Raw genomic sequence first — 11,499 nt, forward strand, 5'->3', positions numbered from 1 at the left:
TAAATTTATGTGAAATTAATTTAATGAATATTAAAAAATCGCTAACCAAACAAAATATCGTATTATCGTTACTCTTTTTCATTCATGGCATTGCATATGCCAGCCTAATACCATGGATTCCAGAGTTAAAGGGAAAATTTCAGTTAAGTAATTATATGGTTGGCATAATGATATCAGCAATCCCAGCGGGGGCAATTATCTTAGGGTTATTGTCTAAACACCTCATTAATTATATTGGGCTATACTGGGCAACAATCATAACATTTGTGTTTTTTATTGTATATATATCAATAATTCCATTTGCATCATCATGGCATAAAATAACACTATTACTCTTTATGTTCGGTGTTTTTGATGCTTGGGCAGATACCTGTATGAATGTGCAAGCACTCGAAGTACAAAGATCACAGGGCCAAAGTTTGATTAATCGATTTCATGGTGCAGAGAGTATTGGCACAATTTTTGGTGGGTTAATCGCTGTTTCGGCAATTGGTTTAGGACTTTCAATGGGGCAATTTAGCATCACCATACTCTCAATAAATACATTTATATTAGTTAGTTATATAATTTTATTTCGAAGAGAAAACTTACATAATAATATTTTCACTGGTGAGCACATTAAAAAGCGTAAGGGTTCCTTAGGAAACCAACTGTATGTTATTGCATTAATTTTACTTGTGTTCACATGCGGTATAGAAGAAACAGCCAGTATCTGGGGCGCTATATACATGAAGGACTATTATAACGCTTCACCTGTTATTTCCGGTTTACCTTATTTAGCTTGCCAAATATCGATGGTTATTGGTCGAGTTTTTGGTGACTACTTTACAAATAAACTGGGGGAAATCATCACATTAAAATATGGCATAATAATAGCCACATTAGGAATAATTACAATTATAAGCATTCACTCAACTTTTTTTTCAATATTAGGTTTTTCACTAATAGGACTAGGGATATCTGTTATATTTCCATTAATAATTTCATTTATTGGTCAATTACCTAATATAAATGCGGCTAGCGGGATTACCTTCGCCACTTGGATGTCTAGAGTTGGACTACTACTATCTCCGCCATTAATCGGTTTATTAGCAGATATGACATCATTAAGATTTGCACTTATTTCAATATTAATTGGCTGTATATCAATATTTTCATTAATCAATATATTATCAAATAAGTTAACAAAATTAGATCTATAATCTTAGGAGAGAAATAATGAAGAAAATGAAGTGGGCTATTGTATCTGGGGATGGTCTGCCGACCAGTGGTCTGCTAACCATATTTAGAAACGTGGCAGAAATAGCCATAAAAAACAACATAATAATTAATGAAATACCCACTGATTTAGGTTTCTCATGGCGACCAGATAAAAAATATTTCTTGCCTGATGGCAGCCGAAAATCGCATTATCCAACATGGATGAAAATAAGTTCCATTCACCATAGATCAATCGATGGTACTGACTTTGGCAACAAAATACTTGAGATAAGAAGTAAGGTAGCTAAATTTGAATCATTAACAAGCGTAGAAATAAAAAATGCCGAGCAGGATATTATTTCAATTTCTAAACTCTATCAGGAATACTTTCTTAATTGGTTTGAAGAGAACGCTATTGACTGGGTATTCTCTTTAAATTTAACAATTTCTGATGCTGTTCCTGTTAGCCTGGCGCTCCATAATGCGGCGAAAACGTATTGGGGTAATAAAGAGAATGGGGGTGTAATATTCTGGGATCATGATCTCTTTGGTAGCTATGCCATTTATGAGCATGAAGAGAGACTGTATCCTAAAGCACCAAATATATTAACCCCTATACCACAGGATAATGCCTATACTAAATGGATAGTGGTTTCTGAAGCTTTAGCAAATGAAAGCAAAAACTATCCAACTGAGCTTAAAGCCGATGTCATTCCAAATATTTTGCCAACTATCGACGTTTCGAAATTCAGTAATATTCATATTGACTTTTTAAGTCAACATAATATACCGGTAGGCTCATCTATTGTTATCGTTCCTGTCAGAGTATTTAGAGTTAAAGGTATCGAAATATCAATAAATGTATTTAATGAGCTATTTAACATTTATAAAGAGAAGGGGTTATCTACCCCAAAACTACTGATATTTGGCAATATGAATGAAGATCCTGAGTATGCACATGATTTGAAACAACAGGTAAAAATACTTAATCTTGAAGATGAGACTATATTTTTAGATGAAGTGCCGCTACAAACATATAAAAACAAAGACAATAAATGGTATTTGGATGAAATTGATTTGCTTATCATTTGTCATGTTTTATCTGGGGCGGTTTTATTTACCCCAAACGTAGAAAATGTAGAAAGTGTCGGTTTAGCGCCAGCCCTTGCCGCCATTGCAAGCCTGCCCTGTGCCGTGACACAGTACTCGGCATTTACTGAGTTCTATGGCCCTGAATACCATTATATAAAAGTAATCCCAGAGCATCCTGTAGATGCAGCACAACAACTGTTTGAATGGATGCGTCTGCATGCTGCGGGAGAGGCCACCATTAAATCGCGGTTAGCCAGTAATAAATTATTTGTTCAGTCAAAGTTCCCTGAAGGCCCATGGCAAAAATTCATCCATCAACTGCAATAAAATTTATCTTACAAGAGGATATTATGAATACGCACAAAACCATAAGTAAAAATGACATTCCATCACGAATTAATATTTTAATATTAGGGGGTGGCATGTCAGGATTAGAGTTAGCCAAGCATTTAGATAATAGAGGCATTAAAGATGTTATTGTTATTGAAGCCGGGCCTGCTGACGATTGTAGTCATATAAATGCGGGAGATGAATATCAACATGCTAATGAGTTATGGAAAAATGAATACGCTGATAAGTATGCCTACCGCTCATGGCGCTCTTTAAATGAACCTCATTTCTCAATAGGGTCTTGCCTGCGTCGAAGAGTTGGCGGCAGATCACTTTATTGGCATGGTGTAACTCTGCCAATAGAGGCAGAAACCCTGCAATATTGGCCTTCAAAGATAGTCAGTGATCTCACCGAAACTTGGTTAGGCGGCCCATCGCTTTACACGCAAGTGCAGTCGGAGATATTATCTTGGGCAGAAAAGAGTCATGACACCGACTACCGCTTCAAATTATCTGATTTTAATTTTAAAATAGTGCCTCAGGCGACTCGAAATATAGGTGTATCAGGCCGTTGGGAAGCCTATTCGCCACTATCCTACTGGAAAGAAGATAACAAATTAAGATCCCAGCCAATCATCATCCCTGGATATGAAGCTATAGCGCTTATTATTAAAAACGGAGAATGTATTGGTGCCAGGCTAAAAAACATTGAGTCAAATGAGATACATCATGTTATCGCTAATAAATGCGTTCTGGCATTGGGTACCATTGAAAACTCACGTTTAGCCGCTCAAGCCCTTTATAATACTGGATATTTAATAGAGAAAAAAATAACCGGACTTGTTGATCACATTGTGCAAGGGTTTAATGTGACACTTCAGTACAGCAAAATTCCTATCGAAATAAGTAAATTAATTGAGGATAAACCCGGTGCTATCTTCTTTAGTCGTAGTTTATCAGGAGAGAGATTTAATTTATTCTTCACCCTGACCCCGTCAGATTTTGGTCTTGACCTGGAAGTATGGACGATGGGTGAACAAATTCCATCAATTCAAGGAAATATTAGTTTAGAAACTCATGATGGAAATAGACCTTTATCAATTTCGTGTAGTTTAAATATTTCTGAACATAGTTTAATAAAAAAAGAACAAAATGAATTAAATCTATTCTGGTGTGAAATTTGTTACAAAACTAAAACTCCATTTTACCCTTTATCTTTTGAAGGTGGTTTTACTGTACATGCCAGAACTATGGGGGATGTCTTCCATGAGTTTTATTCTCCAGGGAGAATCGTAAATTATAATATACCCGCTACATGGATAAGCCCGCTCGGAACCGAAAACCATGAAAGCAGCACTTTGCCTTTAGGAGAGGTATTGAATGATCAACATGAATTCAATAATATAAATAATTTATTTGCTGTCGGCCCAAGTACATTTCCACGACCCGGCGCAGCCAATCCCTCGTTAACGACACTGGCTCTATCACGTCGGCTCGCTTACCTTCTAAACTGATGCCATACCAAATTAATAAGGATATTAATTATGTGTAAACCAATTTACATCCTCGGTACCGCCTTATCCCATGATGGTTCAACATGTCTCATGAAAGACGGAGAAATTATATTTTCAATCGAAAAAGAAAGAATATCCAGAATAAAGCATGACGGATTTAATGATAATAAAACCATTCAATACTGTTTAGAGGCGGCGGGCATTGAATATAGTGATCTGACACTAATAGTAGAGCAAAATTCTTATAACCCACGGTTTAGCGAGCAATTAGAACACCGTAAAAATAGGGTATTGCCCGCCATGGTTCCAATTGTAACGCTGTCCCATCACCTGGCACATGCCTATAGTGCAGTAGGAACCTCACCTTTTGATGATATGGGGGTAGTGGTTATTGATGGCCATGGTGGCAGTTTAGATAGCTGTAATGATGCTATTAATAATATCAGTGGCATAAACAATATCCATATCAATAATCGTTATCATTACTGGGAAACATGCAGTTACTACGTTTACCAAAATGGTAAGATGCAACCGATATTCAAAGACTTCTCCCGATGGGTTAATCGTAAAAATAGAACAGACTACCCGGTTTCAACATGGGAAATAGAGAATTCTATTGGGGAGTTCTATGAAGGGATAGCGCTATATATTTTTGGAGAATTAGATTGTGCCGGTAAGTTGATGGGATTAGCGCCCTATGGAAGACCGAATATTATTAATTGGGAACCGTTCTTTTTCGATTGCGGTAAAGTAGTACTGCGTAATGAGTGGTGGGCAAACATCGATCCTCTGCTAAACACCCACCCGACTCATTTCCACGACAATTTTCAATATTATTCCGATCTGGCTTATTGGGCACAAACCAAGCTTGAACAAGCGTTATTCTATCTGTTCAATCATTATTACCAACTTAACCCAATGAAAAACTTTGCCTATGCTGGCGGTGTGGCATTAAATGCTACGGCTAATGAGAAACTGATTAATGGGTGCGAATTTGATCATCTTTATATTCAGCCTGCGGCTGGCGATAACGGGCTTTCTATCGGTTGTTGTTATTACGGTTGGCTGGAAGTCCTTAAAAAAGAACGCGTAAAACATTCTGGTTCGACGTTCTTTGGCAAAATATATGATGATATTCATGTTGTCGCCGAACTTGAAAAGTTCGCTGATAAAATTGATTATATCCACTGTGATGATATTGAAACCGTTGCCGCCAACTCCATTGCGGCCGGTAATGTTATTGCCTGGTTCCAGGGGGGATCTGAATTCGGACCACGCGCCTTAGGGAATAGAAGTATTCTGGCAGATCCCAGGGGTACGCAGACGAAAGACCATATTAATGCCAATGTTAAATATCGTGAGGATTTCCGGCCTTTTGCACCTGCCGTTTTGCATGAAAATGTACATGACTATTTTGACCTCGATCATGACAGTGACTACATGCTATTTATTGCCTATGTAAAAGAGCAATATCGATCTGAACTACCTTCAATTGTACATGTCGATGGTAGCGCTCGCGTACAAACAGTCAAAAAGGAAATCAATGAAAGATTTCATAGATTAATAACCTCTTTCTTTGAAGAAACTAGTGTACCGATACTGCTAAATACCTCTTTAAATATCAAAGGAATGCCAATAGTAGAAACGCCACACGATGCGGTGGATTTATTCTTGCATTGCGGCTTGGATTTATTATTCATCAATAACTATAAAGTTTCAAAAAAATAAGGCTTTTTATATGAATGGAAATACATTGCCAGTTCACAAAGGACACAATTTAAAAGTCGGTATCATCCATTTAGCCACGGAAGGCATTCAATTGTTCGTTGGCGGTGTGGGGTCTTATATCAGAGGGCAAATTCAGGCACTACCTGAGGTTATTGATTTATTGGCTAATCACAATATCCAGCTAGAACCTCATTTTATTGAGATTGCATGCAGCAAATATAACGTTTTCTTTGATAGTCATTGCCGGGCCAATTATATAGATCAGATTCATCATATGGGGGGATCTTTTTCTACAGTACCGGATATGACGCAGGGAAAAGGAGCCGATTGTTCATGGCCATATGGTGATGCTTTTCTTGGTAATTTACAAAACTGGCAAATATCATCGGCCGCAGGAGCAGCAAAAATTATTGATATCAGCGCAAATTACGATATTACTCTGGCATTCTGCCATGAACTACCATTCTCGTTTACCCCTTTAATTGCCAGCCTACATGCCAAAATTGAAGCGGTGAATTTAAAAGTTATCTATATTTCTCATGGCACCGCGTTTAATCATGAAATGCCATTACCTAATCCAGAACGTCTTATGGCTGAATCATTACCTATCCACTGGGCCAAGATTGATTCTACAATCAAACTCGGCAATATCAGCCACTTCCTGGCGACTCACTTAGTGGCACAATACGGCGCAGAGCCGCAAACATTTATACCGGTCCCCGCAGGTATAAATATCAATGACCCTTGGTTCAGGATCCGCAGTGATCAGGAGATCAGTGATACTCTTAGATCCCACGGAATATCGCTGGAACATCCACTGGCGATCACCTTAGGGAGAGGGGTGTATTACAAACGCCATGATTTGCTGCTCAAGGCAGCCCGTTATCTGGATGATGACATTTATCTGGTTGTTGTTAGTGATCCTGTGTTACCGGAATTATCGGTACTCGCCAGTCAGCTCAATCGACCAACATTAATAATAAATTCTTTTGATCGAGAACTGATGGCATGCCTTATTCAATGGCGTAACACGCGGGTATGTGTACTTTCTGCCGAGAATGAACCTAATGGATTAATTCCTATGGAATCACGCTGGCTGGCCAGAAAAAAGGGGGCATTGTTAGTCGTTGCAGATTCTGGCGGTTTAAGCGAACAAGTCGAACATGGTGTTGATGGGTTCCTTCATATTCCGGGAAATGCAGTCAGTTTAGCGGAGGTAATACGTCGGGTTTGCCAATTAAGCGAGGTTGAAATAGATAAGGTCAGGCAGGCGGGTGCAACATTAATAAAAACGCGATATAACTGGAAAAACCAGATTTTATCCCCACTGGGTTGTTTGGTCCCGCAAATAGCCGGCCTGAGTTAATACGGGCTGCATATTGAATAGATTATTTTGGCCGTTATTTTACTGGAGTTTCAATACCCCGATGGCGGTATCCAATAAGGCTTTTTGCCCATTATGGCTACCCTCCAGGCAACCCACGGCTCCGACTAACATCGGAATATCCAACTCTTTAGCCAGGATAGCGCTATGAGACAGAATATGCCCTTTGCTTAAACAGATGCCTTTTATCTGCCGGTTATCCAGCCCAATCATCTGTGATGGAAATAGCTCCTCGGCTAATAATATAACTTCCTCGGTCACTGAAAGTGGCAGCGGCGGTAACCCGGTCAAATGGCCCAGTGTACGATTAAGAATATCGCGGATATCCAATTCCCGGAGACGCAGATAGTCATCATCCCGTGCCAGATGATCAGCCACCATTGCCATCAGTTCATCCTGCAACGCAGACTCTGCACAAATTAGCTGATGCTCTATTCGTGCATCCATCGCCTGATAGAGTCCATCATCATCAATCAGCATCCCATGAGCATTGAAAATGGCGGCTACTTCGGTACCGATCTGCTGTTCTGCCTGTTGCGCCAACTGCTGCAAATCAGCCACCGTTTGAGCCAGCGCCTGATGTAAACGCTGCTGTTCGTTAGCAACCTGTCCAGCATTGATGGTTTGAGGTAGAAAAACCGGAATGGCCGGTAACCACTGTAACAATGGCGCACTGATAGACCCGCGAGGAACCATTACTCCAGTGAATCCACTATCACCGGGAGTGGCAATTGATTCACCAAAATGCTGTTGAGCCAATTGCATAAAAGCATCCAGCGCCTCACCGGCTTGCTCACCACTGGCCAGCAAACGGATGGTATCGCCCTTACGTACCTGCAATAAGGCTAACGGGTTCAGGCTACGTGGATTCACACACTGGCCATTTTTTTCCAATAATAAATCGGCGGCGAACGGTGCCAATACTGCGACTAATTTAGCCGCTGGTCGCACATGTAATCCGTCAGGATTACGGACTATCCAACTGACGCTCTGGGCATCGGGTGCCACCTTGGTAATCGCACTACTGGTTGGTGCCGAAGCCTTTTCTCCTAACTGAGCGGCTTTAGCCGCTAGCGCCCCCATGGCTTCAGCACGAACCTCAGCCAGTGACGCACCTGATGATGCGGCAACCACGGCAGCCAACGTCCCTTCTACCAGTGAAGCGGAGCAAAGTTGCACATTCTGCGCCATATCGGGGGCTAATAACTCCAGTGCCGTTTCTGCACTGAGTAAGGCGCTACCTAAATCCATCAACACCAACACACCGGATGGAGAGTAAACCGACTCAATGGCTTCCATTACTTTAATAGCATCCGTGCCAATAGGATGATCTGCATCGTCTACACCGGCGGCAACCGCTAGCTGGCAGCCCCCTTGTGTCATTTGCTGTGCCAGTTCGACTACACCTTGAGCCAGCAGCGCGCTATGAGAAACTACCACGAGATTGACCATTCTTCCTCCTGATAACCTTGTCGGTCAGCCCTATTAATGACTGGCAACCTGTAATAACGCTTGCATCATCAACATGGCTGATGTCGCCCCAGGATCTTGATGTCCAATACTGCGCTCGCCAAGATAGCTGGCACGGCCTTTACGGGCCTGCATGATGATAGTCCCAACCAATGCTTGTTGGGCACGTTCAATGGTGTGCTGCAAAGCATCCACCAACGGTATCCCCTGCTGATTAGCCAACTCAAGCTGATCCACCACCGCCCACCAAACATCACACATGGTTTTATCGCCCGGCTCAGCTTTGCCGCGCATCACCACCCCTTCCACACCATCTTTAAACATCTGACAAACCGCCGCCAGATCCAGACTCTGCTTGGCATTAGTGCTTTGGGCCGCGCGGATAAAGAACGTCCCGAACAGAGGGCCGCTCGCCCCCCCAACACTGGAAAGCAGCGTCATACCGGTATTCTTCAGGATGAAGCCGATGTCTTTATCAGCAAAAGAAGGTAACTTCTCGACCACTTTATTAAAGCCACGATTCATATTCAGGCCGTGGTCGCCATCACCGATTTCGGTATCTAACTGCGTTAAAAAATCGCGTTGTTCGCTGAAAACCACAGCACAGAGCTGTAACCAGCTGACAATTTGTTGTTTGGTAAGTCCCATGGTTTTCTCCAGACACATTGTTATGCTAAAACATCTTGTTATGTTAAGACATGTGCAACGCAGGTGTACTCACCGGCGCATCCCACAATGACAGCAATTCATCATCAACTTTCAACATCGTGATAGACATACCCTGCATATCCAGTGACGTACAATAAGAACCAATCAACTTGCGCTCGATAATCAAACCAAATTTGGCGCAACAGGCTGACAAGCGGAACCAAACACCATAAAGCTCCGATAGAGGCGTCGCGCCAAGGTTATTGACTAACACAATCACCCGATCGCCCTTCGCCAATTGCTGCTTACTCTGGCGTACCTCGCTCCAACCTCCAGTTTGCCTGTCCCAATGGCGTAAAGTGCGTTGATAACTGCCGTGATCAATCAGGGTTTTGAACATGGCATCAACAGTGTCATCCAAACAAGTAAAGGGTCGCCGCTCAATACCGGGTTCGCCATAGATCCCAACACCAAATTCCATTTCGTTTTCAGCCAGAATAAATGATGGTTTACCGGCCGCAGGGACAGTACCAGCGGCGAGAGCAACACCGATAGAATGCCCCTGATTATTGATTTTCTGGCTGAGAACTGCGCATTCATCCAATGAATCACCACGGACTGCGGCGGCACCCAGTAACTTTTCGATAATGACCGTATTGGCCACCCCCCGCCGTCCGGCGGTATACAGGCTATCTTTGACGGCGACATCATCGTCTATCACTAATGTGGCAACCGCAGTACCTCCGTCATGCAGCAGCTCTGCCGCAGTTTCAAAGTTTAGAATATCGCCGGTGTAATTCTTAATCAGCATCAACACGCCCTGCCCGCCATCAATGGCCCGGCCGCATTCATACATTTGATCAGGGGTCGGAGAGGTAAAAATCTCACCAGGACAGGCACCGTCCAACATACCTTCGCCGATAAAACCACAATGCATCGGTTCGTGACCACCACCACCACCGGACATCAATGCCACTTTACCACTCACAGGTGCATCGGCTCGGGTGACAAAAAGCGGATCCTGATGCAATCTCAGCTCAGAATAAGCCGCAACAAAACCCTCAATTTGCTCCTGTAACACACTCTCAACGCTGTTAATTAATTTTTTCATTTTATGCTCCGCGAGTGGGAATGACTGGTGGGCAGAGTTACCGGTGGTGAGGATCACCGGCAAACTCTGTCCGTTAGCATGTCTGTCGATCAACTTGCCTATGGTTCAACTTGCCTGTGACTAAACTTAGTTGAGGAAAGCCTGTCCCAAACGGTCAGCGACGATAATGGCGGCATAAACGCTGTCTGGAGTAACGTCAAACGGCATGTTGTGGATGGTTTCACCTTCGGCACAACTGGCCTTGGCTACCGCACGAATTTTGCATTCGATATCCGGCGTGCCCCCCATTTCTGCCAAAGTCATCGGTAAACCCAGCTGCTGGCAGAATGAGAGCAGCGTTTCGATCTCTTCCATGCTGCTGTTCTGTAATACAAGCTGTGTCAGGCGTTCTATCTCCTGACGAGAGCATTCGCCATTAAAACGGCTGAAATGATTTTTCAGTCCACTGGCGTGCAGGCTGGAGCCTACCGTATCGGCAGCCAGTTTCATCACGAAATCATCAGCAATGATAAAATAGTTATTAGCCTGTGAGTTAGCAAATTCACCAATGGACTGTAATGCATTGGCACCTTGAATATATTTTGACGGAGATTGAATGACTTTCAGCATATCTTGCTCCTGTAGCGTACGAGATAATGTAAGAATAAATAATTTTTAGGGTTAAATTGATGAAACTGCATCCACTATAAGCGCAAAAAACAGGCTGAGAATCAGCAATGAAAACGTTCCATTATGAAACTCCATTATCTCAGCATGGTTTCATATTGGAGCGTGAGTGTGGTGATAAAACCACGAGAAGAGAGATGGCGCACAATTTGCCTTCGGGAGGATCCATTTTTATGCTAATGCTCAGCGATAATAGTTTTCATTCGTGCAAAAAATTATTTTTCTATTTTTAATATTATGTTGAATAAAAAACTTAAAAATAGAGATAACTATAATTAAAAGAAAGTCTTAAAATACAAATCTCACCTTGAATAAATTTATTTTATTACCTAATCTACTTGAGTCATTTGCTTAAG

The 11,499-nt window shown here is 42.0% G+C and carries 9 protein-coding genes; 5 read left to right on the plus strand and 4 right to left on the minus strand.

Going from position 1 to position 11,499, the window contains the following annotated elements:
• Positions 1-23: 23 nt before the first annotated feature.
• From AEP37_RS04560 to AEP37_RS04580, 5 genes are read left to right on the plus strand one after another with little or no spacing between them, the layout of a single operon-like run.
• A complete protein-coding gene (locus AEP37_RS04560; RefSeq protein WP_049610547.1) occupies positions 24-1,202 on the plus strand; it encodes an MFS transporter in 1,179 nt (392 codons plus the stop codon).
• 16 nt (positions 1,203-1,218) lie between these two features.
• Positions 1,219-2,619: a glycosyltransferase family protein gene (locus AEP37_RS04565; protein ID WP_049610550.1), complete on the plus strand. Its 1,401-nt coding sequence runs from the start codon at positions 1,219-1,221 to the stop codon at positions 2,617-2,619.
• A gap of 23 nt (positions 2,620-2,642) precedes the next feature.
• Positions 2,643-4,136: an FAD-dependent oxidoreductase gene (locus tag AEP37_RS04570; protein ID WP_049610663.1), complete on the plus strand. Its 1,494-nt coding sequence runs from the start codon at positions 2,643-2,645 to the stop codon at positions 4,134-4,136.
• A gap of 30 nt (positions 4,137-4,166) precedes the next feature.
• Positions 4,167-5,864 (plus strand): carbamoyltransferase family protein, encoded by a 1,698-nt coding sequence (locus tag AEP37_RS04575; protein WP_049610552.1) that lies wholly within the window; start codon positions 4,167-4,169, stop codon positions 5,862-5,864.
• Positions 5,865-5,874: 10 nt separating this feature from the next.
• A complete protein-coding gene (locus AEP37_RS04580; protein WP_082170686.1) occupies positions 5,875-7,230 on the plus strand; it encodes a glycosyltransferase family 4 protein in 1,356 nt (451 codons plus the stop codon).
• Between the two features lie 39 nt (positions 7,231-7,269).
• On the opposite strand, the gene dhaM is transcribed toward AEP37_RS04580, so the two are convergent.
• The 4 genes from dhaM to AEP37_RS04600 form a co-directional block, all read right to left on the minus strand.
• Positions 7,270-8,700, minus strand: coding sequence for a dihydroxyacetone kinase phosphoryl donor subunit DhaM (gene dhaM, locus AEP37_RS04585; RefSeq protein ID WP_049610555.1), 1,431 nt, complete (start codon positions 8,698-8,700; stop codon positions 7,270-7,272).
• 33 nt (positions 8,701-8,733) lie between these two features.
• Positions 8,734-9,366 (minus strand): dihydroxyacetone kinase subunit DhaL, encoded by a 633-nt coding sequence (gene dhaL, locus AEP37_RS04590; protein WP_049610559.1) that lies wholly within the window; start codon positions 9,364-9,366, stop codon positions 8,734-8,736.
• 43 nt (positions 9,367-9,409) lie between these two features.
• Positions 9,410-10,477, minus strand: coding sequence for a dihydroxyacetone kinase subunit DhaK (dhaK, locus tag AEP37_RS04595; protein WP_049610562.1), 1,068 nt, complete (start codon positions 10,475-10,477; stop codon positions 9,410-9,412).
• Positions 10,478-10,603: 126 nt separating this feature from the next.
• A complete protein-coding gene (locus tag AEP37_RS04600) occupies positions 10,604-11,086 on the minus strand; it encodes an iron-containing alcohol dehydrogenase (RefSeq protein WP_049610566.1) in 483 nt (160 codons plus the stop codon).
• Positions 11,087-11,499 lie beyond the last annotated feature (413 nt).

The sequence above is a fragment of the Yersinia pekkanenii genome (assembly GCF_001152565.1).
Classification (GTDB): domain Bacteria; phylum Pseudomonadota; class Gammaproteobacteria; order Enterobacterales; family Enterobacteriaceae; genus Yersinia; species Yersinia pekkanenii.

Bases quoted from the DNA above. Each gene is read 5' to 3' on its own strand.
- AEP37_RS04560 (WP_049610547.1), top strand. From the start codon at position 24: ATGAATATTAAAAAATCGCTAACCAAACAAAATATCGTATTATCGTTA.
- AEP37_RS04565 (WP_049610550.1), top strand. From the start codon at position 1,219: ATGAAGAAAATGAAGTGGGCTATTGTATCTGGGGATGGTCTGCCGACC.
- AEP37_RS04570 (WP_049610663.1), top strand. From the start codon at position 2,643: ATGAATACGCACAAAACCATAAGTAAAAATGACATTCCATCACGAATT.
- AEP37_RS04575 (WP_049610552.1), top strand. From the start codon at position 4,167: ATGTGTAAACCAATTTACATCCTCGGTACCGCCTTATCCCATGATGGT.
- AEP37_RS04580 (WP_082170686.1), top strand. From the start codon at position 5,875: ATGAATGGAAATACATTGCCAGTTCACAAAGGACACAATTTAAAAGTC.
- dhaM (WP_049610555.1), bottom strand. From the start codon at position 8,700: ATGGTCAATCTCGTGGTAGTTTCTCATAGCGCGCTGCTGGCTCAAGGT.
- dhaL (WP_049610559.1), bottom strand. From the start codon at position 9,366: ATGGGACTTACCAAACAACAAATTGTCAGCTGGTTACAGCTCTGTGCT.
- dhaK (WP_049610562.1), bottom strand. From the start codon at position 10,477: ATGAAAAAATTAATTAACAGCGTTGAGAGTGTGTTACAGGAGCAAATT.
- AEP37_RS04600 (WP_049610566.1), bottom strand. From the start codon at position 11,086: ATGCTGAAAGTCATTCAATCTCCGTCAAAATATATTCAAGGTGCCAAT.